22 protein-coding genes are annotated in these 23,489 nt (G+C 64.3%); 10 read left to right on the top strand and 12 right to left on the bottom strand.

What is annotated here, in order from left to right; genetic code table 11:
- Positions 1-7: 7 nt before the first annotated feature.
- Positions 8-487, top strand: a complete 480-nt coding sequence (gene ybaK / locus ACZ7GB_RS02180) for a Cys-tRNA(Pro) deacylase (protein WP_472157518.1) — start codon at positions 8-10, stop codon at positions 485-487.
- On the opposite strand, the gene ACZ7GB_RS02175 is transcribed toward ybaK, so the two are convergent.
- From ACZ7GB_RS02175 to ACZ7GB_RS02160, 4 genes are all read right to left on the bottom strand, one after another.
- Positions 481-1,785: a DUF3422 family protein gene (locus tag ACZ7GB_RS02175; RefSeq protein ID WP_078519489.1), complete on the bottom strand. Its 1,305-nt coding sequence runs from the start codon at positions 1,783-1,785 to the stop codon at positions 481-483. The genes ybaK and ACZ7GB_RS02175 overlap by 7 nt on opposite strands.
- A gap of 199 nt (positions 1,786-1,984) precedes the next feature.
- Complete coding sequence (locus ACZ7GB_RS02170; protein WP_472157517.1) at positions 1,985-4,435, bottom strand: ATP-dependent helicase; 2,451 nt, start codon at positions 4,433-4,435, stop codon at positions 1,985-1,987.
- 144 nt (positions 4,436-4,579) lie between these two features.
- Complete coding sequence (folE2, locus tag ACZ7GB_RS02165) at positions 4,580-5,674, bottom strand: GTP cyclohydrolase FolE2 (RefSeq protein ID WP_078546518.1); 1,095 nt, start codon at positions 5,672-5,674, stop codon at positions 4,580-4,582.
- 97 nt (positions 5,675-5,771) lie between these two features.
- Positions 5,772-6,947 carry an aminotransferase class I/II-fold pyridoxal phosphate-dependent enzyme gene (locus tag ACZ7GB_RS02160; protein ID WP_078546520.1) on the bottom strand — a complete coding sequence of 392 codons (1,176 nt, stop codon included), beginning with the start codon at positions 6,945-6,947 and terminating at the stop codon, positions 5,772-5,774.
- A 209-nt stretch (positions 6,948-7,156) separates the two neighbouring features.
- Between ACZ7GB_RS02160 and ACZ7GB_RS02155 the strand changes: the two genes are divergently transcribed.
- Together ACZ7GB_RS02155 and ACZ7GB_RS02150 are read left to right on the top strand one after the other, a co-directional pair.
- A complete protein-coding gene (locus ACZ7GB_RS02155) occupies positions 7,157-8,074 on the top strand; it encodes an alpha/beta fold hydrolase (protein ID WP_078570207.1) in 918 nt (305 codons plus the stop codon).
- Between the two features lie 34 nt (positions 8,075-8,108).
- Positions 8,109-8,798: a glutathione S-transferase N-terminal domain-containing protein gene (locus ACZ7GB_RS02150; RefSeq protein ID WP_472157516.1), complete on the top strand. Its 690-nt coding sequence runs from the start codon at positions 8,109-8,111 to the stop codon at positions 8,796-8,798.
- A 70-nt stretch (positions 8,799-8,868) separates the two neighbouring features.
- On the opposite strand, the gene ACZ7GB_RS02145 is transcribed toward ACZ7GB_RS02150, so the two are convergent.
- On the bottom strand, positions 8,869-9,291 hold the full coding sequence (locus ACZ7GB_RS02145) for an OsmC family protein (RefSeq protein ID WP_078519483.1): 423 nt from the start codon (positions 9,289-9,291) through the stop codon (positions 8,869-8,871).
- Between the two features lie 60 nt (positions 9,292-9,351).
- On the bottom strand, positions 9,352-10,563 hold the full coding sequence (locus ACZ7GB_RS02140; protein ID WP_075774417.1) for a deoxyguanosinetriphosphate triphosphohydrolase: 1,212 nt from the start codon (positions 10,561-10,563) through the stop codon (positions 9,352-9,354).
- 93 nt (positions 10,564-10,656) lie between these two features.
- On the opposite strand from ACZ7GB_RS02140, the gene ACZ7GB_RS02135 reads away from it, so the two are divergent.
- The gene (locus ACZ7GB_RS02135; protein WP_472157515.1) at positions 10,657-10,986 is read left to right on the top strand and encodes a HesB/IscA family protein; all 330 of its coding nucleotides are present in this window, start codon (positions 10,657-10,659) and stop codon (positions 10,984-10,986) included.
- Positions 10,987-11,074: 88 nt separating this feature from the next.
- On the opposite strand, the gene ACZ7GB_RS02130 is transcribed toward ACZ7GB_RS02135, so the two are convergent.
- The 4 genes from ACZ7GB_RS02130 to ACZ7GB_RS02115 form a co-directional block, all read right to left on the bottom strand.
- Positions 11,075-11,791 carry a C40 family peptidase gene (locus ACZ7GB_RS02130; protein WP_347430513.1) on the bottom strand — a complete coding sequence of 239 codons (717 nt, stop codon included), beginning with the start codon at positions 11,789-11,791 and terminating at the stop codon, positions 11,075-11,077.
- A 98-nt stretch (positions 11,792-11,889) separates the two neighbouring features.
- The gene (locus ACZ7GB_RS02125; RefSeq protein ID WP_472157514.1) at positions 11,890-12,357 is read right to left on the bottom strand and encodes a DUF6869 domain-containing protein; all 468 of its coding nucleotides are present in this window, start codon (positions 12,355-12,357) and stop codon (positions 11,890-11,892) included.
- Positions 12,354-13,949 carry a peptide chain release factor 3 gene (locus ACZ7GB_RS02120; RefSeq protein WP_152844171.1) on the bottom strand — a complete coding sequence of 532 codons (1,596 nt, stop codon included), beginning with the start codon at positions 13,947-13,949 and terminating at the stop codon, positions 12,354-12,356. The genes ACZ7GB_RS02125 and ACZ7GB_RS02120 overlap by 4 nt, the downstream gene beginning before the upstream one ends.
- 90 nt (positions 13,950-14,039) lie before the next feature.
- Entirely contained in the window at positions 14,040-15,341 is a 1,302-nt protein-coding gene (locus ACZ7GB_RS02115) for an Nramp family divalent metal transporter (protein ID WP_472157513.1), read from the bottom strand.
- Between the two features lie 202 nt (positions 15,342-15,543).
- Between ACZ7GB_RS02115 and mntR the strand changes: the two genes are divergently transcribed.
- On the top strand, positions 15,544-15,969 hold the full coding sequence (gene mntR, locus ACZ7GB_RS02110) for a manganese-binding transcriptional regulator MntR (protein ID WP_098410516.1): 426 nt from the start codon (positions 15,544-15,546) through the stop codon (positions 15,967-15,969).
- On the opposite strand, the gene ACZ7GB_RS02105 is transcribed toward mntR, so the two are convergent.
- Both ACZ7GB_RS02105 and ACZ7GB_RS02100 read right to left on the bottom strand, forming a co-directional pair.
- Positions 15,952-16,734 carry a 23S rRNA (adenine(2030)-N(6))-methyltransferase RlmJ gene (locus ACZ7GB_RS02105; RefSeq protein WP_472157512.1) on the bottom strand — a complete coding sequence of 261 codons (783 nt, stop codon included), beginning with the start codon at positions 16,732-16,734 and terminating at the stop codon, positions 15,952-15,954. The two genes, mntR and ACZ7GB_RS02105, sit on opposite strands and share 18 nt — an antisense overlap.
- A gap of 685 nt (positions 16,735-17,419) precedes the next feature.
- Positions 17,420-17,623 (bottom strand): DUF1127 domain-containing protein, encoded by a 204-nt coding sequence (locus ACZ7GB_RS02100; RefSeq protein WP_472157511.1) that lies wholly within the window; start codon positions 17,621-17,623, stop codon positions 17,420-17,422.
- Positions 17,624-17,962: 339 nt separating this feature from the next.
- On the opposite strand from ACZ7GB_RS02100, the gene ACZ7GB_RS02095 reads away from it, so the two are divergent.
- From ACZ7GB_RS02095 to ACZ7GB_RS02075, 5 genes are all read left to right on the top strand, one after another.
- A complete protein-coding gene (locus ACZ7GB_RS02095) occupies positions 17,963-19,051 on the top strand; it encodes an Mrp/NBP35 family ATP-binding protein (RefSeq protein ID WP_472157510.1) in 1,089 nt (362 codons plus the stop codon).
- 750 nt (positions 19,052-19,801) lie between these two features.
- On the top strand, positions 19,802-20,287 hold the full coding sequence (mraZ, locus tag ACZ7GB_RS02090; RefSeq protein WP_078520010.1) for a division/cell wall cluster transcriptional repressor MraZ: 486 nt from the start codon (positions 19,802-19,804) through the stop codon (positions 20,285-20,287).
- A 3-nt stretch (positions 20,288-20,290) separates the two neighbouring features.
- A complete protein-coding gene (rsmH, locus tag ACZ7GB_RS02085) occupies positions 20,291-21,298 on the top strand; it encodes a 16S rRNA (cytosine(1402)-N(4))-methyltransferase RsmH (protein WP_472157509.1) in 1,008 nt (335 codons plus the stop codon).
- A complete protein-coding gene (gene ftsL / locus ACZ7GB_RS02080) occupies positions 21,295-21,672 on the top strand; it encodes a cell division protein FtsL (RefSeq protein ID WP_078519471.1) in 378 nt (125 codons plus the stop codon). Before rsmH ends, ftsL begins: the two co-directional genes overlap by 4 nt.
- Entirely contained in the window at positions 21,672-23,486 is a 1,815-nt protein-coding gene (locus tag ACZ7GB_RS02075; RefSeq protein ID WP_472157508.1) for a peptidoglycan D,D-transpeptidase FtsI family protein, read from the top strand. Before ftsL ends, ACZ7GB_RS02075 begins: the two co-directional genes overlap by 1 nt.
- The last annotated feature ends 3 nt before the right edge of the window (positions 23,487-23,489 follow it).

Here is a 23,489-nt window from a genome sequence, read left to right as displayed (position 1 = left end):
AGGGCCGATGGGTCATGCCACCCCGGCGACGCAGGCGCTGACCCGCGCCAAGCTCGCCTTCGAACTGCACGAATATGCCTATGAGGCCGGTCAGGAGAAGATCGGCCTCCATGCGGCCAGTGCGCTCGGAGTCGAGCCTTCGCGGGTTCTCAAGACCCTGATGGTCGAGGTGGATGGCAAGCCCGCCTGCGCGGTGATCCCGTCTGACGCGACGCTGTCGATGAAGAAGGTGGCCGCAGCTTTCGGGGGCAAATCCGCGAAGATGATGGAGCCCGCCAAGGCCGAGAAGCTGACCGGGTTTCGCACCGGCGGCATCAGCCCCTTCGGGCAGAAACGGTCAAGCCCCGTCGCGTTTGAGCAGAGCGCGCTTGGCCATGGCACAATCATCCTGAACGGCGGCAAGCGCGGGCTGATGATCGAACTTCGTCTCGCTGCGGCGCTGTCAGCCGCGCGGGCCGAGGCAAAGCCCCTCATTGCCGATCAGTGACCGCCCATCCCCTTGCGGATGCGCCGGATCATCAGCCAGACCGCGAGGATCACGATCGGCGTCAGCCCCGCCATCATCAGCTCTTTGCTCAGCCCGATCTTCTTCGAGAGCGGATAGGCGAGGTAGCCCGCGACCGAGATCGCGTAATAGCTGATCGCGACCACCGACAGCCCCTCGACCGTGTGCTGCAGCCGCAGTTGAAGGTCCGACCGGCGATCCATGCTTTCCAGCACTTTCTGGTTCTGCGCCGAGCGTTCCACATCGACCCGCGTGCGTAGCAGCTCGCCCGCGCGCGCCGCCCGCGTCACCATCTGGCGCAGCCGCGTTTCGGCCGATTTGACCGTGCGCACCGCCGGATCATAGCGCCGCGCCATGAATTCGCTCAGCTTCTGGCGCCCCTCGAAGCGGCTTTCGCGAAGGGCTTCCACCCGCTCGCGCACGATCGCCTCATAGGCACCGGTCGCAGAGAAGCGGAAGGAATGCTGCACAGCGAGGCTCTCCAGCTCGGCCGAGATTTCCAGCAGGTCGTGCAGCGTCTCTTCGGCGGAATTGGCGTCATTGCCCATCCCGTCCACGATCTCGGTCAGGCGTGGGTCGAGCGCATTGAGCCGCTTCGACAGATCGCGCGCCCGCGCAAGCCCCAGCATCGACATCGCGCGATAGGTCTCCAGCTCGCAAAGCCGCTGCACCGTGCGCCCGATCCGCCCGGGTCCGGTGCCGGGCCGCGCGAAGACGGCAAAGCGCATCTGCCCGTTCGGGTCGATCCGGAAATCCCCCGCGACCACCGCCGCCCCGTCGAGCACCCAGGTGCAGACGAGGCTTTCGGTGACGAACCATTGCTCCAGCAGCGGTGAGATGTCGTCGGGGTTCTCAGGCAGCTCCTCGATGCGGATTTGCACCGCGGCGATCCGCCCGCCGGGTGCCGCGTCGATCCAGCTATCGGGGTAGATCTCGGTCTCCGCCGGGTCGAAGGCGCGCGACGACACGCCTTTGCCGAACGCGAGATAGGTGGTGAACTCGGTATGGCTTTCCCATTTCACCTCATGGCGGCCGATCTTGCCGCCGTAATGGGTGATCCCCGCCTGTGGCTGCGCCGCCCCGTTGCGCGTCAGAAGATCGACGAGGTGATCGTGATCCTTGCTGCGGTCGCGATTGGCAGCGTCGCGCGGCTCCTTGAAGGCGACATAGACCGCATGTCCCGGCACGCCCAGTTTCGGATAGGGGCGGGCGTGCAATTCGTTCACGAGCGCATAGCGCTGGGGATGGTCGGGCAGGTGGGGCTTTGGATCGGCGGTCATCTCTCAAGTCTCGCTCACGCGGGTGTTACCCTCTAGCTGCGGCGAAATTCCCTGCCGATCAAGCGTTTGACGGCATGCATCGGAATACCGGGCAAATCTGCCACAGAGCCGCGTGGATCGCGACGGGGCAGGGGGCGCTGCCCCCTCGGCCTGACGGCCTCACCCCCGGGATATTTGCGCCAAGGCGAAGGGCGAAGGGTTAAAACGGCACGTCGTCGGCATCGGCGGCGGGCACGACGAAGCTCGACAGCAGACGTTTCTCGCCCGCTTTGTCGAATTCCACGACGAGCTTGTCGCCTTCCGAGCCCATCACCTCGCCATAGCCGAACTTCTTGTGGAAGACCCGGTCGCCGATCTCGTAATCGCTCTCGCCCTTGGCGTCGATCACCATATGGCGCGCCTCGCGGGGCTGGCTGGTCCCGCGCGATTGCGCGTTCTGCAACCGCCGCCAGCCCGGTGAATTGTAGACATCGGCACGCGAGACGCGGTCTTCCATCGCGCTGGACCCGCCGAAGCCGCCCCCGTTCATGCCACCACCGTAAAGGCCCGGAGGCGTCAGGACGTCGATATGCGCGGGCGGCAATTCGTCGATGAAGCGCGAGGGCATCTGGCTTTGCCATTGGCCGTAGACGCGGCGGTTGCCTGCGAAGGAAATCGTGCAAAGCTCCTCGGCGCGGGTGATACCGACATAGGCCAGACGCCGCTCTTCCTCGAGCCCCTTCAGGCCGCTCTCATCCATCGAGCGCTGCGACGGGAACAACCCGTCCTCCCAGCCCGGCAGGAAGACCACGGGGAATTCCAAGCCCTTGGCCGCGTGCAGCGTCATGATCGAGACCTTCTCCTCGGTCTCGGCCTTGTCGTTGTCCATGATCAGCGCGACGTGTTCGAGGAAGCCCTGCAGATTGTCGAACTGCTCCAGCGCCTTGACGAGTTCCTTGAGGTTCTCGAGCCGCCCCGGCGCTTCCGGCGTCTTGTCGTTCTGCCACATCTCGACATAGCCGGATTCCTCGAGGATCCGTTCGGCCAGACGCACATGGCTGAGGTCATTTGCGGGCGCCACACCATCCTCGGCAGGCTCGATCAGCAGATCGTCATCTTCGGCCCGCGTCACGGCGGTCGCGGGCGAGGCCTGCACGACCTCCTCATGCCAGCGCGCGACATTCTCGACGAACAGCCGCAGCTGCCCACCCGCCTTGCCCGACAGCGCGCTTTCGGCCACCAAGAGCCGCGCGCCGTCCAGCAGGCTCAACCCGTTTTCGCGGGCGGCCACCTGAATGCGCTGCTGCGCCTTGTCGCCAAGGCCGCGCTTGGGGGTGTTGATGATCCGCTCGAACGCCAGATCGTCATCGGGCGAGGTCACGAGGCGGAAATAGGCCATCGCGTCGCGGATCTCGAGCCGCTCGTAGAAGCGCGGGCCGCCGATGACGCGATAGGGCAGACCGATGGTCAGGAACCGATCCTCGAAGGCGCGCATCTGATGCGAGGCGCGCACGAGAATGGCTTGCGAATTCAGGCTGACGGGAGGATTGCCGCGGGTCCCGCGCTGGATCGCCTCGACCTCTTCGCCGATCCAGCGGGCCTCTTCCTCGCCGTCCCAATGGCCGATCAGGCGCACCTTTTCGCCGCCCTCGGCCTCGGTCCAGAGCTCTTTGCCCAGACGCCCTTCATTGGCCGTGATAAGCCCGGAGGCGGCAGAGAGGATATGCGCGGTCGAGCGATAATTCTGCTCCAGCCGGATCACCGCCGCGCCGGGGAAATCCTTCTCGAATTTCAGGATGTTGCCGACCTCGGCACCGCGCCATCCATAGATCGACTGGTCGTCATCGCCGACACAGCAGATGTTCTTGTGGCCCTGCGCCAGAAGCCGCAGCCACAGATATTGCGCGACGTTGGTATCCTGATACTCGTCGACGAGGATGTATTTGAACCAGCGCTGATATTGCGCAAGCACATCCCCGTGGGTCTGGAAGATCGTGACCATGTGCAGCAGCAGATCGCCGAAATCGACCGCGTTGAGCGTCTTCAGCCGCGCCTGATAGGCGGCGTAGAGCTCGGAGCCGCGATTGTCGAACGCAGCGGTTTCACGACCCGAGACCTTCTCGGGCGTCAGCGCCTTGTTCTTCCAGCCGTCGATGAGGCCCGCCAGTTGCCGCGCGGGCCAGCGCTTCTCGTCCATATTCGCGGCCACGATCAGCTGTTTGAGCAGCCGGATCTGGTCGTCGGTGTCGAGAATGGTGAAATTCGATTTCAGCCCCACCAGCTCGGCATGACGGCGCAGGAGCTTCACGCAGACCGAGTGGAAGGTGCCGAGCCACGGCATCCCCTCGATCGCACCGCCCAAGTGGCGCCCCACGCGCTCTTTCATCTCGCGCGCGGCCTTGTTGGTGAAGGTCACCGCCAGCACCTCGTTCGGGCGCGCGCGGCCGGTGTGGATCAGATGCGCGATCCGTGCGGTCAGCGCCGAGGTCTTGCCCGTGCCCGCGCCTGCCAGCATCAAGACCGGCCCGTCGAGCGTCTCGACCGCCTGGCGCTGCTGGGGGTTCAGTTTTTCGAGATACGGCGCGCTCCGCGCTTGCATGGCGCCTGCCATGGCACGTTGCGACAGGCTCGCAGCCCCTTCATACGGATCGTCGTCATCAGCCCAATTCATGGGAGGCAATCTAGCGGTTCGGCCCTCAGAGGGAAAGGGGCATGTTCAGCATCTGTTCGCCTGACGTGAGCTTCCGCACCCGTCTTCGCTCTTGTGAAAATATCCCGGGGGGCCGCAGGGCGGGGGCAGAGCCCCCACCCGCGCTCAGCCCTGATGGATCAGCGTGGCGAACAGCTTAGGATCGACGCTGGCCGATGCGAAGGTCTCGCCCTCGGTCAACATGGCCACGGCGTCATGGCTGTGCAGGCTTTCCTGATGGCTGGCCACGATGCGGAAATCACCGACGCGCGGTTCCGCCAGAAGACGCTCGGCGAAGGCACGCACGGCATCCTCGACGAAGATCGGGTTGGCGGCGTTCAGTTCGGCGAAGGCCTGTTCGTCCTCGCGCTTGACCATGACCTGCGTCTCGGTCGGCACGGCGGCGCGGGCGAGATCGATCATATCCTCGAACCACAGCACCTCGCCCGGTTCGACCACGGCCGAGATCCGCGCGACGGAGCGCTGCGAATGGGGCGTCGCCAGTTGCCCGCGGCTGGCGCGGGCATGCTCGGACAGCTCCAGCGAGCACGGGCAAGTCGAGGAATAGACGTAATCGAGATGGATCACCTTGGTGCGCACACCGGCCGTCTCTATCAGCTCCAGCGCGATATCGTAATATTGCCAGCCCTCCAGCCCGGAGCGCAGCGAGGGCCGCTTCACCGGGAAAGAGACCCGCATCATCAGACGGGCGTCGAAGCTCTCGAGATCATCCATGTAATCGTCGAGCGCGGCTTCCATCACCTCGAAGGAGAAGGTCTTCTCCGCGTGGACGTAGAAGCTGCGCATCACGCGCGACATGTTGATGCCCTTCTTCTCCGCTTCGAGGCTGACCGTCCCGGTGACCGACGCCTCCAGCGTCAGATCGCCATTGTCGCGGGTATGGAAGCGCACCGGCAGGCGGAAATTCGAGATGCCGACATGTTCGATCCGGGTATGGGCGCCCACGATCAGCGAGGACGGCCCGTTCTGCAGGTCGGGCATCGTCGCCTTGTAGGTCTCGTCCGCCTCGAAATCCGCGTCATAGTCGCGGCTCAGATCGGGATAGTTCGAGACCTCGTGCCCCGGCAGCAGCCGCGCGATCGCCGGATCGAGCTGTGCGACCTCGACCGGATCGGCCTTTGCCGCCCATGCGCGCAGCACGTCGAGCGCGGCGCGCGCGTCGTCATTGTCGGGGGTCTCGATCCTGCCTTGCACGTTCATATCCTGTCCTCCGGAGCGCCCGGTCCCGCCAGATATGGGGTTTTTGAGGGCGATGTCCAAGACAATACGCCGGTTCGCGGCAATCGGTTCACCCCGTTCAGGCCGCGTCGAGCGCCCCCTTGATGTCGGCGATCAGGTCGCCCCCGTCCTCGATCCCCATCGAAATGCGGATCAGACCGGGGGTAATCGCGATCGCCTCCCGCTCCTCTTCCGACAGATTCTTGTGGGTCGTCGTCGCCGGATGGGTCGCGATGGATTTCGCATCGCCGAGGTTATTCGAGATCGACACGATCTGCAGCGCGTTGAGGAAGCGGAACGCAGCTTCCTTGCCGCCCTTCAGGTCGAGCGCGAGCATCGTGCCGCCCGAGCCCATCTGCTCCATCGCCAGCGCATGTTGGGGATGATCCATCAGGCCGGGATAGACGGTGCGGGCGAGTTTCTCATGACCTGCCACGGCGCTGGCCACGGCAGCCGCGTTGGCCGCCTGCGCGCGCACCCGCAGATCGAGCGTCTGTAACCCGCTCAGCAGAACCCAGGCATGGAACGGGCTCATCGCGCCGCCGGTGTGCTTCACGTAAGTTTCCAGCGGACCGCGGATATACTCTTTCGAACCCAGCACGACACCGCCGAGCACGCGCCCGCCGCCATCGATATGCTTGGTCGCGGAATAGACGATCACATCTGCGCCAAGTTCTACCGCACGCGAGAAGATCGGCGAGGCGAAGACGTTGTCGACTACCACCGTCGCGCCGCCCTCATGAGCGATTTTCACGATGCCCGCGACATCCATCACCTCGAGGCCGGGGTTCGAGACGCTCTCGAAGAAGCAGACCTTCGTCTCGGGACGCATCGCGGCGCGCCACGCGTCGAGATCGGTGCCGTCGACCAGCGTCACGTCGACGCCGAAACCCTGCAGAACCTTCAGCACATGCAGGCAGGAGCCGAACATCTGGCGCGCGGCCACGATGTGATCGCCCGCCTTCACGAGGCAGGTCAGCGCGCCATTGATCGCGGCCATGCCGGAGGCGCAGGCGAAAGCGTCTTCGGTGCCTTCGATGGAGGCCATCCGGTCTTCGAACATGCGCGTGGTGGGGTTGCCATAGCGCGCATAGATGAACTCATCATCGGAGGCGTTGAGGAACCGCGCCTCGGCGGCTTCGGCCGAGGGGTAGGCAAAGCCCTGCGTCAGGAACATCGCCTCGGCCAGTTCGCCATATTGGCTGCGGCGAATGCCGTCATGGACGAGTTTGGTGCGGGTCTTGCGCTCGGTCATCGGTGCCTCCTGCGGCGGTCTGTCGCGGCTTGGGGCTGCGATAGCGCGCAGGCGGCGCTGGGTCAACGCATAGCGGCGATGTCACGATCGCACAAAACGAATGCGTACCGTCGCTGCAGGCTCACGCGAGGGCACGGGAACTTTCCGACGAAAAGCCGCGTTCGGATTAGAACAACAACCCGCGCCTGCGCTCCTCCCCCGAGGCCCAAATGCCGCTTCTCAAGGTCCATGCCAGTTCCGAGCTGCCCGCCGATGTCATCGCTCAGGCGCGCGCGCTGCCGGAGGGTGCCCCGGTCGTCTTGATGATCCACGGCTACGGCTATGCGGCGGGCGTCGAGGGGCGCGATCCCTATCAGCATATCTTCGCGATGGAGCCGAGCTTCAATCTGCACACCGCGATCAGCTGGCCGCGCGCGCTCGGCTTCGACGGCAGCAATCCGGGCGAAGGGCTGGGCATCGCGTTTAGCTGGCAATCGACGGGGCGCCTGACCCGGATCTACGACATGGCCGAGATCGCCGCACAGCGCCTTGCCCGGTTGATCGGCGCGCTGCATGCCGCGACAGGGCGTCCGGTGGGCATCATCGGCCATTCGATGGGTGCGCGGGTCGCGCTGCGGGCGCTGCGCCATGCCCATGCAGGGCAAGTGGCGCGGATGGTGCTGCTGGCCGCCGCGGAATTCCAGAGCCGCGCCGAGGAGGCGATGGCGAGCCCTGCGGGCCGCAGCTGCGAGGTGCTCAACGTCACCAGCCGCGACAATGACCTGTTTGATTTCCTCTTCGAATGGGGCGTCGCGGGCGGGCGCGAGCGGTCTTTGGGAAATGGCCTGTCGCAGCCGATGCGCAACTGGCTCGATCTGCAGATCGACGCGCCCGAGGTGATCGAGGTTCTCGAAGATCTCGGCTATCCCGTCGCCCCGCCCGCGAAACGCGTCTGCCATTTCGCCTGCTACATGCGCGAGGGGCTGTTCGACCTTTACCGTCAAGTGCTGCGCCAGCCCGACCGGCTGCCGCTTCCCTTTCTCGCCGAAGCACTACCTAAGGCGCAAGACCCCCGCTGGTCGCGCCTGTTTGCGCGTCCGCGCACACCGGGTTTCGCATTGCCCTCGTTCCAGCGTGCGGCAAAGTAGAGCGGAACCTGCCGCCTAACCTGACGGAGACCCCATGATCGACCTTTATTATTGGCCCACGCCGAACGGCTGGAAAATTTCCATCGCGCTCGAAGAGATGGGCCTGCCCTACGAGACCCACCTGGTGAATATCGGCAAGGGCGAGCAATTCGAGCCGGAATTCCTGAAAATCTCGCCCAACAACCGGATGCCCGCGATCATCGACCGCGACGGCCCGGATGGCGAACCCGTCTCGATCTTCGAGAGCGGCGCGATCCTGCAATACCTCGCCCGCAAGACTGGTCAGTTCTACGGTGAGACCGAGCGCGACCGGATCGCAGTCGACGAATGGCTGTTCTGGCAGGTCGGCGGGCTCGGCCCGATGGCCGGTCAGGCGCACCATTTCCTGAAATACGCGCCCAAGCTCGAGCCGCCGCAAGACCTGCCCTATGCGAAGGATCGCTACCGCGCCGAAACGGGTCGGCTCTATGGCGTCATGGACCGCCGTCTGGCCGAGACCCGCTACCTTGCTGGCGACTTCTACTCGATCGCGGACATGGCGTCCTGGGGCTGGGCTTCGCTCTGGGAAGGGCAGGAGCAGACGCTCGACGACAAGCCGAACCTGAAGCGCTGGCTCGACGAAGTCGGCGAACGCCCCGCCGTCAAAGCGGGCCGGGCGCTGTCTGCCGATGAGCGCAGCGACAATTCGAGCCGCGAAGCGCAGAAGCATCTTTTCAAGCGCTGAACGCGAGACCCAAGACATGAAAAAGGGCGCCTCACCGGGCGCCCTTTTGCTTTGATACATCAAAACCGGATCAGTTGATCGTCAGGTCCAGCGTGATCTCGCAGTTCAGAAGCTTCGAGATCGGGCAGCCTTCCTTGGCGCCCTCGGCCGCCTTGCGGATGGCCTCCTCGTCGCCAGTACCCTTCACGGTCGAGGTCAGCGCGGATTTCTTCACCGCGAAGCCGTCGCCTTCCTTGTCGAGCGAGATTTCCGCCTTGGTGTCGATCACGACATCCGAGACGCCTGCCTGCTCGAGCTGAAGCGACAGCGCCATCGAGAAGCAGGACGCGTGAGCCGCGCCGATCAATTCCTCGGGATTCGAACCGGGCTCATCCTCGAACCGGGTGTTGAAACCGTAGGGCTGCGACTTCAGCGCGCCGCTCTCGGTCGAAATCGTGCCTTTGCCGCCCTTGATGGTGCCTTCCCAATGGGCCGATGCGTGCTTGCGGATCATGAATCCCTCCTATGCGTTGCATTCGCTGAGACAACGAGACGGAAGGCCAGTTGTTCCGCCTCAGCGCCCGCGCCCCACCAGCCTATCATATTCCTGAATGGCGAAGCGGTCCGTCATCCCGGCGACGTAATCGAGTACGACCCGCGCCAGCGCCTGCTTCGATTCGGGCCGCGTGCAGTCCCCGCCAAGGATGCGTGCGCGGGAGACTTCCTCCTGCCATTCCTCGGGTAGAAGCTCCGGGCGTTCCATGAACAGCGGAAAGAGCGCGTTGATCATTTCGGTCACACGCTTGCGCTCCACCACCACGGAGGGCGCGCGATACATGCGCTCGAACAGGAATTGCTTGAGCACCTTGAGGCTTTGGTAAAGCGGCTTCGAGAAGCGGATGATCGGCCCGTCCATCTGGCGGATATCATCGACCGATTGCGGCCCGAGCGAAGTCAGCCGGTTCTCGGCCACTGCGATCACGTCTTCGACCATCACGCCGAAGACCCGGCGCAGCGCCTCGTGCTGGCGGCGGGTGCGGTCGAGACCGGGATGCAGCTTGTCCACCTCGGCGAAACAGGCCCCGATCACCGGCAATTCGCACAGATCGTCCTCGTCGAAGAGCCCCGCACGCAGGCCATCGTGCAGATCGTGGTGGTTATAGGCCACGTCATCGGCGACCGCTGCCACCTGCGCCTCGGCGGAGGCATTGGTCTCCAGCTCCAGATCCCAGGCCGCATCGACCTCGGCCAGCGCATAGGGCAACTCCTCACGGCTCGGGAAGCTGTGCGAGCCGCCCTTGTCGGAAATTGCGGGCCCGTTGTGCTTGGCGATGCCTTCCAGCGTCTCCCAAGTCAGGTTCAGCCCGTCGAAGCCCGCGTAATGCTTCTCCAGCTTGGTCACGATCCGAAGCGCCTGCGCATTGTGATCGAAGCCCCCATAGGGCTTCATCAGCTCGGCCAGCGCGTCCTCGCCGGTATGCCCGAAGGGCGGATGGCCCAGATCATGCGCCAGCGCCACCGCCTCGGCCAAATCGGTGTTCAGCCCCAGCGTGCCCGCGATGGTGCGCGCGACCTGCGCCACTTCGATCGTGTGGGTCAGGCGCGTGCGGTAGTAATCGCCCTCGTGCTCGACGAAAACCTGCGTCTTGTGCTTGAGCCGTCGGAAGGCCGAAGAATGGATAATCCGGTCCCGATCGCGCTGGAACGGCGAGCGGAAAGTGGACATGCTTTCGGGGTGAAGCCGCCCGCGGCTCTCGCCGGGCTGGCAGGCATAGGGCTTGAGCACTGGTAAAACCTCGTCTTGTCGGCACGCTTCGGCCCTCCTATATCTCGGATGTGACGGAAATACAGGCCCCGTGGGGTCAGGAAGGCCAATCCGATGCAACTCCCTCCGAAAGTGACCGAGCGCGCCTTTGCGCGTCTGGCGGAAATCAATGAAGGTCGCGAGGCGCCGCAAGCGCTGCGCGTGGCCGTCGAGGGCGGCGGCTGTTCCGGTTTTCAGTATGATATCAAGCTCGAAGAGACGGCTGCAGGCGACGACATCGTGCTTGAAGGCGCGGGCCAGAAGGTGCTGATCGACCCGGTCTCGCTGCCCTTCCTCGAGAACGCCACGATCGACTTCACCGAAGAACTGATCGGCGCGCGTTTCGTGATCGAGAACCCGAACGCATCCAGCTCCTGCGGCTGCGGCGTCTCCTTCGCGATGTAACGATGCAGGCGATGCGCCTTATCTGAAAGGCGCGTCCTCGCTTCCTCTTGATATAAATATCCCCGCCGGAGGCTCCCCTCCTTCGGCGTCATTCCTCCAGTGGCAATTTGCGAAAATCGAACCCGTCTTCCAGTGTCGGCTTGATCACGTCGAAATAGGGCGAGAGATCAAAATCGCGCGGCGTAAACAGCGACGAGTGCCGGATATGCAGGATCTCGCCCTGACTGTCGGCGCTGCCCATCTCGATATCAGGCAGGATCGGGTAATGGACCGAATGAAACGCCTCGGCGATCACGGTCGAGCAAATCGCCCGCGTCGGGTCGCCTGATCCCAAAGCCAGCATCCGCCGCCGAAACCGATGCGGCACAGGCGGGCGCGGTAGCAGATACCGCACGAGGTCGATCACGTTCTTCAGATCATACTGCCGCCCGACCGCGCTCTGCATGTAGTCGATCACTTCTTCCAGCCGATCATGCCCAAGCCCCACGGGGCGGCAGATGCGGGTGTTGAGATGCGCATAGGCCGCAAGCCCCGCGATTTGCACACCTGCCTCCAGATCGGCCTCGATCAGCTCGCCACCGGGCGGACCACCGGAATAGAAAGCCGCATGGGACCATGTGGAATGGGTGAGATACTTGATCGCCGCCGATATCCGCCGATCACCCTCGACCAACAGCACATCGCCCGGCCGCAGCGTGGCGCGCAGCGCGCGGGTCGGGATCACGCCGAAGGGCTGGTAAAAACGGGTCTGCTTTTGCAGAAACCGCGCCATTCTCTTGCCGGACATCCGAGACAGCTGCGCCATGATCTCCTCCTTGCTCAGAGGTAGGTCCGGCGCGCGCTGCCGCACAGCTCAGGCGCAGAGATGTGATTTTCGTTAATTGGTGCGCGATGCGCCTGCGCTTATTTCGGCGGCAGCGGACCGCCCATATCGAGCCCGGTATCCATTGCCGCCGCGCGCGCCTTCTCGATCCGCGCCCAAAGGGTGGGGTCTTCCTCGCCTTGCGGCCAGACGCCCGTCAGCGCAAAGCGGAAGCGCGCGGAATGGCGCGCCTCACGCTCGATCCGATCGATGAACTCCGCGCCATGTTCCGCCACCAGATCTTCCAGCGGCCCGGCGGCGAGCATCACTACCTGCCAGATCGTCGTGGCCCCGGTCAGCGCCTTGCGGATGAAGTTCCAGAGCACCTCGGGATATTCGCGCAGCTCGAACACACAGAGCACCGACCACGGGAATTCCTCGCCCTCGGGCTCCTCGGCATTGTCGGCCAGCCACAGATCGACCAGCGCCTCGACCGTCCGGACGTCTTCCGGAGCACTGGCCTCATTGCACAGGATCGAAACGAGTTCGGGGGGGAGGGACGTGGTCATTGCATCATTTCCTTGGTCGCCGACAGCGTCACGCCTTCATAGTCGCGCTCGACCCGGTCGATGTCCCATTGCAGGCGCGTGAGGAACACCACGTCGCCGTCATGATCATAGGAGATGTGCTGTTTGTTGGCGTTGACCAGCTTCTCGACCGCCGCTTTGTCGCCCAACACCCAACGGGCCGAGGTGAATTGCGAGGCCTCGAACCGTACGGGGATGCCGTATTCCTGCTCGATCCGGCTGGCCAGCACCTCGAATTGCAGCGCGCCGACGACGCCCACGATGAAGCCGGAGCCGATCGCGGGCTTGAACACTTTCGCGGCGCCCTCTTCGGCGAATTGCATCAGCGCCTTTTCCAGATGCTTGCCCTTCATCGGGTCGGTCGCGCGCACCGATTGCAGCAGTTCCGGCGCGAAGCTCGGGATGCCGGTGAAGCGCAGCGCCTCGCCCTCGGTCAGCGCGTCGCCGATGCGCAGCTGGCCGTGGTTCGGAATACCGATGATATCGCCGCCCCAGGCCTCTTCCGCCAGTTCGCGGTCGGCGGCAAGGAACAGAACCGGGTTCGACACGGCCATCTGCTTTTTCGAGCGCACATGCAGCAGCTTTTGTCCGCGGGTGAAATGACCCGAGACGAGGCGTACGAAGGCCACGCGGTCGCGGTGCTTGGGGTCCATGTTCGCTTGCACCTTGAAGACGAAACCCGCGACTTTCTTCTCCTCGGGGGCCACATCGCGCTCAGCGGATTTGAAGACCTCCGGCTCGGGCCCGAATTCGCCGATCCCGTCCATCAGCTCCTTCACGCCGAAGCTGTTGATCGCCGAGCCGAACCAGATCGGCGTCAGATGCCCCTCAAGGAAGCTCTGGCGGTCGAAAGCGGGCAGCAACTCGCGCGCCATCTCGACTTCCTCTTTCAGCTTTTCGAGCTGGTCGGCGGGCACATGCTCGGCCAGTTTCGGGTCGTCCAAGCCGCTGATCTTGATCGATTCCGCAACCTTGTTGCGGTCGGCGCGGTCCATCAGTTCCAGCCGGTCATGCAGCATGTCGTAGCAGCCGAGAAAATCGCGGCCCATCCCGATCGGCCAGCTGGCAGGCGCCACGTCGATCGCGAGGTTTTCCTGAATTTCGTCGATGATCTCGAACGTATCCCGGCTCTCGCGGTCCATCTTGTTACAGAAGGTCAGGATCGGCAGGTCGCGCAGACGGCAGACCTCGAAAAGCTTCCGGGTCTGACTTTCCACGCCCTTCGCGCCGTCGATCACCATGATCGCCGCATCGACCGCCGTCAGCGTCCGGTAGGTATCTTCCGAGAAATCCGAGTGGCCGGGCGTGTCGACGAGGTTGTAGCGAAACTCGCGATACTCGAAGGACATGGCCGAGGCCGAGACCGAAATCCCGCGATCCTGTTCCATCTTCATGAAGTCCGAACGCGTCCGCCGCGCCTCGCCCTTGGCACGCACCTGCCCCGCCATCTGAATGGCGCCACCGAAAAGCAGAAACTTCTCGGTCAAGGTGGTCTTGCCCGCATCCGGGTGCGAAATGATCGCGAAGGTGCGGCGACGGGCGATTTCGGGCGGGAGCGCGGGACGGTTCATCATGCGCGCTCGTTTAGCCTGCCCGCGCGCGCCTTGCAATCGCGGCGATGGGGGGCGCAGCGATGGGGGCTCCGGCCCCTCGCACCTTGAACCTTAGCTTACCAGACCCGGCACCGGCAGCCCGGCCGATTGCCAGAGCAGCACGAAATTCAGCCCCAGCACCATGAGCGCGCCCAGCACCGCGAGCCACAGAACCGGCCCGCGCAGGGCGAATTTGCCCATGATGTCGCTGCGCCGTGCGAAGATCAGCAGTGCGACCATCGGGACGGGCAGGGCGATCGACAGCACCACCTGACTCATCACCAGCGCGTCGGTCGTGTTCACCCCCAGCCACACGACGACGAAGGCGGGCGCCATCGTGATGACCCGGCGCAGCCAGACCGGGATGCGACGGCGGATGAAGCCTTGCATGATCATCTGCCCCGCCATCGTGCCGACGACCGAGGAGGAAACCCCCGAGGCGATCAGCGAGGTCAGGAAGGCGGCCGCCGCGAACCCGCCCAAGAGCGGCGTCAGCGTGTGATAGGCGGTCTCGATCTCGGCCACTTCGGAATGGCCGCTATGGAAGGCGGAAGCCGCCATGATCACCATCGCCATATTAACCATCCCCGCGATCGCGAGCGCGATGATCACCTCGCGGTTGGAGAACTTCACTAGCCGCGCCTTCTGCACCGGATCACGCGTCAGGGCGCGGTTCTGCGTCAGGCCGGAATGGAGGAAGATCGCATGCGGCATCACAGTCGCGCCGATGATGCCCACCGAGATCGTCAGCGCCGTCGCATCGGGCATCGAGGGCGCGAACATCCCCGCCACGGCTCCGGACCAATCGACCGGCGCCACGAACATCTCGGCGAGGTAGCAGGCCCCGATCAGCGCCACGAGCGCACCGATCACGATCTCCATCGGGCGGAAGCCGCCGCGCTCGAACATCAAGATCGCATAGGTGACGACGGCGGTGACGCCCATCCCCCAGATCAGCGGCCAGCCGAACAGGAGCGATAAGCCAAGGGCACCGCCCAGAAACTCCGCCAGATCGGTCGCCATCGCGGCGATCTCCGAGACGATCCACATCGCGATCGTCACGGGTTTCGAGAAATTCTCGCGCGAGAGTTCCGCGAGGTTCTTGCCGGTGACGATGCCCACGCGCGCCGAGATCGCCTGAAACAGCATCGCAATCAGGTTCGCCCCCAGCACGACCCACAAAAGCGCATAGCCATAGCCCGCGCCCGCCTGAATATTCGTCGCGTAATTGCCCGGGTCCATATAGGCGACCGAGGCGATGACGGCTGGCCCGAAGAACAACAGATACCCTCCGCGCCGGTTGCCCGACAGCACGGCCTCCATCGCCGTGCGGGTGCGGCTCGTCATGTTTTCCTTGCGGGTTAGTTCAGTCATTGGGCCCTCGTTTATGCTGCTCCTGCGAAATGTAGCCTTGGCTACAAGATTCGCAAGTGGCTAATTTTCGTTGACAGCACAACGCGCGCCGCGCGAAGCTTTGCTTGGCATATTGAGCGCGACACGTTATCCGGTCCGCTCCGGAAATGGCGCCCGACAGGCCCCCGACCGGTATTGAGACAAAGACCGTCAAGGCAGGCGAATGACTGACACCGATCCCTCCCAGATCAAGGGGTTCAACCGGGCCCGTGAGCGTGCGGCGCGCGCGCTTCTGGAAGACTATGTCGAGATGATCGCCGATCTGACGGCGGAATTCGGCGAGGCGCGGATCACCGAGATTGCCGCGCGACTCGGGGTGGCCCATCCGACCGCGACGAAAGCCGTGGCGCGGCTCAAACGCGAAGGGCTGGCCGTGTCGCGGCCCTATCGCGGGGTGTTCCTGACGGAGACGGGGGAGGCGCTGGCCGCTCAGGTGCGCGAACGCCACCGGACCGTTGTGGCCCTGTTGCGCGCCGTGGGCGTGCCGGAAGAGGTCGCGGAGATCGACGCCGAAGGGATCGAGCACCATGTCTCGTCCCGCACGCTGGAGGCGTTCGAGGCTTTCCTCGCCTCAAAGGCTGGCAAATAGCTCCGACAGCCGCTCGGCCTCGCCGGCAAGACCCCAGGGCGGGTTCACGATGAACATCCCCGAGCCGATCATGCCGTGTCCCTCGCGCGCGGGCGGGAATCGCACCTCATGGCTCAGCGCGTCGGGGAAGTCGCGGCGCAGGGTGCGCACCATCGCCTCGTGTGCGCCCGAGGCGAGCATCGGATACCAAAGCGCGATGATGCCGACGTTCCATTTCTTCGCGATATGGCCGATCAGCTTCGGCATCACCGTGTAATCGGCCTTCTCCTCGAAACTCGGATCGATCAGCATCATCCCGCGACGCGGGGTGGGGGGCGTCAGCGCCAGCGCCATCTCGCGCCCGTCGGCCTTGTGCAGGACCGCGCCGCTTCGCCGCGTGGCGCTGCGCAGGGCGGAAAACTCCTGCGGGTGCAATTCACATAGCTGAATCGTGTCCATCGGCCGCAACAGCGCCTGTGCCACCAAAGGCGAACCCGGATAGGCCTGCGCGCCGTGCTGCGCCCGCACAGCGGCCAGCGCGCGCATATAGGGATGATTGGGTGCGAACCAGCCCAAGCCTTCCACCCGTGCAATCCCGGCCGCTGCCTCGCCGGTCTTCGCGGCCTCCGCACCGTCAAGCGCATAAAGCCCGCGCCCGGCATGGGTTTCGAGATAGCTCAGCGGCTTGTCCTTGCGCGTCAGGTAATCGAGCGCGGAGGCAAGCAGCGCGTGCTTGTGCACATCGGCCAGATTTCCGGCGTGATAGGCGTGTTGGTAAGACAGCATCGGTTCGGTCTCCTTGCGCCCTTCCTGCCGGTCGGCGCGCGCGAGGGCAATGCTCTTCTTCTCGAGAGAAACATCCCGGGGGCGCGCTAAGCGCGCGGGGCAGCGCCCCTCCTTCGGGTCAGCCTGTCTGAGAGTAAAAGAAAACGGCGGCGCCCAGGGAGGAGGAGGGGCGCCGCCGTCTCTTTTCTGCCGTCAGGTCTCAGGGAGGAGGAGAGAGACCCTTCGGCACTGTCGACACCGCTTCAGGGAGGAGGAGGAAGCGGCGTCACACCCTCGGGTCCAGGGAGGAGGAGAGGACCCTCGGTATTTTGTGGCGGCACCCTCAGGGAGGAGGAGGAGAGTGCCGCCGAAACGATCGGCCCAGGGAGGAGGAGAGGGCCTTTCGTAACAGTTTGGGCCTGTCGGCCCGGATATCAAGTGCTGCACTGCAGCATGCGACAGCCTGTCGCAGCTTTCCGCCGGTGATAGGCGGCGACCTCAGGGAGGAGGAGAGAGGTCGCCGCCTGCTCGGCGCGGATCTCTCAGGGAGGAGGAGAGAGAGATCCGGGCAGCTCGGATCCGGCATCGCGGCGTCGCGCCGCTTGGGGCCGGTATGTTTGGTGTGGCGGCGCTCTCAGGGAGGAGGAGAGAGAGCGCCGCCGCAGTCCTGAGCCCCAGGGAGGAGGAGAGGGGCTCGGGAAGCGAATTACTTGCCGTATGCGGCCTCGTAGGCCACGCGGGTGATCATCGAGCTGTGCAGCCCGAGGTCGTTCAGCTCGCGGCTGTTGAGCGAGCGCAGTTCGTTGAGCGTCTGGCGATACACCTTGCGGCGGGCCAGGGCTTCGGTCAGTTTCGATTTCAGCGCGGCGAAGCCGCTTTCGTTCAGTTGGATGTCTTGTACGAGTGCCATCGTTTTAGCCTCATCTATCTACTTGCGAGGGCCGCTGCCGGTTCCAGCTTGTCGGCCCGAATTCGTTACTTCGTGTTCCGTCGTTGGGCTAAAGATGGCGCTAATGCTGCGACTGCACAATGCCGGGAAGCCTCATTGCCGCCATGCAGAAAATGCATGAATGATTCTGACCCATTTTCGAGACGCAGACGCAAGATATGTGCGCTTGCCTTGGGGCGTTTGGGGGATTCCTGACCATTTGGGCAGTTCTCGACTTGAACTGCGCGGCAAAAACGCCACAGTTCCGGCCAAATCACGAGCAGTCGGGCCGATGACGGACCCGGGAATGGAGGAATCTGCATGGCTCTGAGCAAGGAAACGGTTCTCGCGACGTTGCAATCGGTAGAAGTGCCGGGCGGCGGGACCGCGATCAGCCGCGATCTCGTGCGCGCGCTTGCAGTGCAAGACGGCGTGGTGCGCTTCGTGCTCGAAGGCGCGCCGCAGCCCGAACTGGAAGCGATGCGCCCGACGCTGGAAGCGGCGGTCAAGGCGCTCCCCGAGGTGACGAGCGTGACGGTGGTCGTGCCTTCGGGGCCTCCGCGCGGTCTTGGCGGCTCCGCGCAGCAGTCGCAACAACGTGGCCCCGCAATCGGCGGTCACCCCAAGCCCCAGCAAGGCCCGCAAAAGGTGCCGGGCGTGAAAAAGATCATCGCCGTGGGGTCTGGCAAGGGCGGCGTAGGCAAATCCACCGTCGCCTCGAACCTCGCCGTGGCGCTGACTCGCGCGGGCAAGAAGGTCGGTCTGCTCGACGCGGATATCTATGGTCCCTCGCTGCCGCGCATGATGGGGGCGAGCAAGCGGCCCGCCTCGCCGGACGGCCAGACGATTCTGCCGCTGCAGGCGCATGGCGTCACGCTGATGTCGGTCGGCCTCATGCTCAAAGAGAGCGAGGCGGTGATCTGGCGTGGCCCGATGCTGATGGGGGCGATGCAGCAGATGCTGTTCCAGGTGAAATGGGACGAATATGGCCCGCTCGACGTGCTTTTGATCGATCTGCCGCCGGGGACGGGGGATGTGCAGCTCACGCTGTGCCAGAAAACCGAGCTGGACGGGGCGATCATCGTCTCGACCCCGCAGGATGTTGCGCTGCTCGATGCGAAGAAGGCGATCGACATGTTCCAGCGGCTGAAAACCACGATCCACGGGCTGGTCGAGAACATGTCTTCTTATGTGTGCCCCAATTGCGGCCACGAGGCGCATCTCTTCGGTCATGGCGGAGTCGCCGCGGAAGCCAAGGCGCTGGGGCTGCCCTTCCTCGGGGCGCTGCCGGTCGATCTGGATGTGCGGCTCGCCGGCGATGCGGGTACTCCGGTCGCGGCGGGCGAGGGGCCGGCGGCCGAGGGCTATGCCGCTCTTGCGCAGGGGCTGGTCGACCGCGATCTGATCTGAGCTTCAGGTCGACCGCGATCTGATCTGAGCTTCAGGTAATACTCTTGCTAAGAAAGGCGCCCGATCCGGGCGCCTTTTTTCTGGTCACAGGGGCGTTATGGGAAATCATGGCACCTTTCATGGAACTTCACGGGAGCGTAGAAGGCATGTGAGCGGAGATTCGCCGTGATACTGGGCGGAATCACGCGTGCTTCACGCGCCCTCGCGCAAAATCACCCTGTAGTGAGCGCTGAAATCAGTGGTGCCGCGGGTTCAAATTGCGGCTCAAAAACCACAGGTTCCGCATTGGGCGAAATTTTTTGGGATTTTACGGGAAGCTCTGACGGCTCCGGTTTTTCTACCATATATAGTAAATCTACGTCATGCTTTCGCTAGGTGTGGTCCGATCTCGGCACAACACCTTGTAATGAAGTTTCCTCGCGAACAACATATGCCCAGTATTCGGCAACTTTTTTCTTGCGTGCCATGAATTCCCATGGCATCCCTAATTCATCGGAAGCGAAGACAAATAGAGGCACTAAGACCTCACGGCGAAATGCAGGTTTCATACAGGCCATCGCTTCACGAAAACAAAGAGATCCGGCGCGCGAGCGAGCAGATATCCCCATCCCCCCAGGTGGCGCGCGCAGTCGGACATACCCAGTAATGGGAACGAGGGCGGCGGATTGGGCAGTGGCAGCAGCCCAATCCGCTGTTTTCATTTCGGGCCCCGCCCGGCGGGACAGGTGATAGGAGCGCGCTTTGGCGGGCATGTTCATAGGCGAATACACCTTCAAGGTGGACAGTAAGGGTCGCGTGTCGATCCCCGCACTGTTTCGTCGTGAGCTGGAAGAGGGCGACCCCGAGCGCCCGAACAAAGATCGCCCCCGCATGGTCATCGTCTACGGCGCCGACACCCAGAAAATGCTCCAGATCTACACGCAGGCCGCCTTCGAGGCGCTGGCCGCCGATATCGCGGCGCTGCCGCGCGGCTCGAAGCAGCGCACGATCCTGCAGCGGATGGTTTTGTCCAAATCGCACCCGACCGAAGTCGATCCCGATGGCCGCCTGGTTCTCCCGGCGGCTTTGCGCACGAAGATCGGTCTCGACAAGGAGGCCTATTTCTCCGGCGTGGGCGAGACCTTCGAGATATGGAACCCCGAGACCTTCGCAGCTGCCGATGAAGCCAATATCGATCAGTGGATCGAGGAGCAGGGCGAAGATTTCGACCCGCTCAGCCTATTGTCGCAGGGGTGAGCCATGACGGATCGGGACGCCCTGCCAGACGCCCCCCACGTCCCGGTATTGCTGCGGCCGCTCCTTCGGGCGGTCGCGCCTGTCTCTGGAACTTGGCTTGACGGAACCTTCGGCGCGGGCGGCTATGCGCGCGGATTGCTGGAGGCGGGCGCCGACAAGGTGATCGGCGTCGACCGCGACCCGGCCGTGTTCGAGATGGCCGAAGCGTGGCGCGGCGAGTATGGCGACCGGCTGGAACTGGTCGAAGGCACGTTCTCCGAACTCGATACTTATAGCGACCAATTGCTCGACGGGGTGGTGCTGGATCTCGGCGTCTCCTCGATGCAGCTCGATCAGGCGGATCGCGGCTTTTCCTTCATGCGCGACGGGCCGCTCGATATGCGGATGTCGCAGGAAGGGCCTTCGGCGGCCGATCTGGTGAATGAGACGGACGAAGCCGAACTCGCGGATATCCTTTATCAATATGGCGAGGAGCGCGCCTCGCGCCGGATCGCCAAGGCTATTGTCGAAGCGCGCAAGACCCAGCCTTTCGAGACCACGCAGCAGCTGGTCAAAGTGATCGAGCGCTGCCTGCCGCGCCCGAAGCCGGGGCAGAGCCATCCCGCCACGCGCAGCTTCCAGGGGCTGCGCATCGCGGTGAACGACGAATTCGGCCAGCTCATCGAGGGGTTGGAAGCTGCGGAGCGCGCGCTGAAACCCGGCGGGCTTCTGGCGGTGGTCAGCTTTCATTCGCTCGAAGACCGGGTGGTGAAGCGCTTCTTTGCGGCGCGCTCGTCGACGGGCGGCGGCGGTTCGCGTCATGCGCCGGTTCAGCAAACCCTTGATCCCGCGTTCGAAATTACAGTGAAGGGCGACGGGCCCGACGAAGAGGAACTGGCGGAAAACCCGCGCGCACGTTCGGCCCGGCTTCGGGTGGGACGGCGCACGAATACGCCCGCCGGCAAGGCCGATCGCACGCAGCTGGGGCTTCCGAAGCTCGTCACCGGGGAAAAGAAGGGGAAACGCCGTTGAGACTGCTTGCCTATCTTGCCGCCTCCGCCTGTGTCCTCGCGCTCGCCTTCTGGGCCTATCACGTCAACTACGACACGCAGGACCGGATCGACGAACTGCGCGACCTCAACCGCGAAATCGCCTCGCTCAACGAGGGGCTGTCCGTGCTGAACGCCGAATGGGCCTATCTCAACCGCCCGCAGCGCCTGCGCGAACTGGTCAATCTCAACTTCACCTCGCTGCGTCTCCTGCCGATGACGCCCGAGCAGTTCGGGACCGTGGCGCAGATCGCCTATCCGACGCCGCAGGCTGATGATGCCGACGCGTCGAACGCCGATTTGTCCGGCCTGTCCGACCCGATCGAGGTCAAGGCCGATCCTGAGGGAGGGAACTGATGCGCACGCCCCTTCGTCCGCTTGCTCGTATACTCGACGCCCGCGAAAAGGGTGAAAACCCCGACGCGATCGAGCGCGAAAACCGCCGCCTGCGCGGCGAGGCCACCCGTGACAAGGCGCGTCAAAGCGCCGAAGGCCGCCTGCTGGTCATGTCGGTGATCTTCCTCGCGGCCTTCCTGACGGTGGGGCTGCGCATGGGCTCCTTCGCCGCCGCGCGCCCCGAAGAGCCGCAGACCGATTCCACGACCGAGCAGATCCACGCCCAACGCGCCGACATCGTCGACCGCAAGGGCAGGGTGCTCGCGACCAACCTGCTGACCCACTCGCTCTATGCGCAGCCGCCGATGATGATCGACCCGCTGGGCACCGTGGACAAGCTGGTGAAGATCTTCCCCGATCTCGACCGCGACCGGCTGAAGAAGGATTTCACCGGTCATCGCAAATTCGTCTGGATCAAGCGCCGCATCAGCCCCGAGCAGATGCAGGCGGTCCATGATATCGGCGATCCCGGTCTTCTGTTTGGCCCGCGCGAGATGCGGCTTTATCCCAACGGCCATCTCGCCTCGCATATCCTTGGCGGCGCGCGCTACGGCACCGAGGGCGTGAACTCGGCCGAGATCCTCGGCGTGGCCGGGATCGAGAAGGAATATGACAAGTGGCTGCGCGATCCGGCCAATGGTGGGCAGCCGCTGAAGCTCTCGCTGGACCTGACGGTGCAGACGGCGCTCGAAGACGTGCTCTCGGGCGGCATGAAGCTGATGAATGCCAAGGGCGCAACGGCGGTGCTGATGAAGGTTCAGACCGGCGAGATCGTCGCCATGGCGAGCCTGCCTGATTTCGACCCGAACGACCGCCCCGCGCCGCTTCTGAAGGGCGATCCCTCCGACAGCCCGCTGTTCAACCGGGCGGTTCAGGGGATGTATGAGCTGGGCTCCACCTTCAAGATTTTCGCGGTCAGCCAAGCGATGCAGGATGGTCTGGTCACGCCCGAGACGATGATCGACACCAAGGGCCCGCTGCGCTGGGGCAAGTTCCGCATCCACGATTTCCACAATTACGGCAAGCAGTTGTCGGTCACGGATGTGATCGTGCACAGCTCGAATATCGGCACTGCGCGGATCGTTCAGAAGATCGGTCCCGAGAAGCAGCGCGAGTTCCTCGGCAAGCTGGGCCTTCTGGAGCCCTCGCCGGTGGAGCTGATCGAGGCGCCGACGGGCCGACCGATTCTGCCGAAAAACTGGTCGGAGCTGTCCGCGATGACCATCGGCTACGGCCACGGTCTCTCCGACAGCCCGCTGCAGCTCGCAACGGCCTATGCGACGATCGCCAATGATGGGCGGCGCGTGCTGCCGACGCTGATCGCCAACGGCGGCCCGCGCAAGCCGCATAAACAGGAATTCGGGGCCCCCGAAGGCGCGCAGGTCGTGTCTCCGGCGGTGGCCCGCAAGGCGCTTGCGATGATGCGCGCCGTGGTGACGCGCGGTACGGCGAGCTACGGCAATGTCGCGGGCTATCAGGTCGCGGGCAAGACCGGCACCGCCGACAAGCCCGATCCGCAGGGCGGCTATTACGACAAGAAGGTGATCTCGACCTTCGCGGGCGTCTTCCCGGTGACCAATCCCGAATATGTGCTGGTTCTCACGCTGGACGAGCCGACGGATACCTCAGGCGACACGCCGCGCCGCACCGCAGGCTGGACCGCCGTGCCGGTCGCAGCCGAGACGATCCGCCGTGTCGCGCCGCTTCTGGGCCTGCGCCCCGAACCGACCACGCCCGACACGCTCGACGGCATCAGCCTCGTCAAGAAAGACTGACCT

The organism is Thioclava sp. PTB-PU3-1 (genome assembly GCF_055666785.1).
This window is presented reverse-complemented; position numbering and strand designations above follow the sequence as displayed.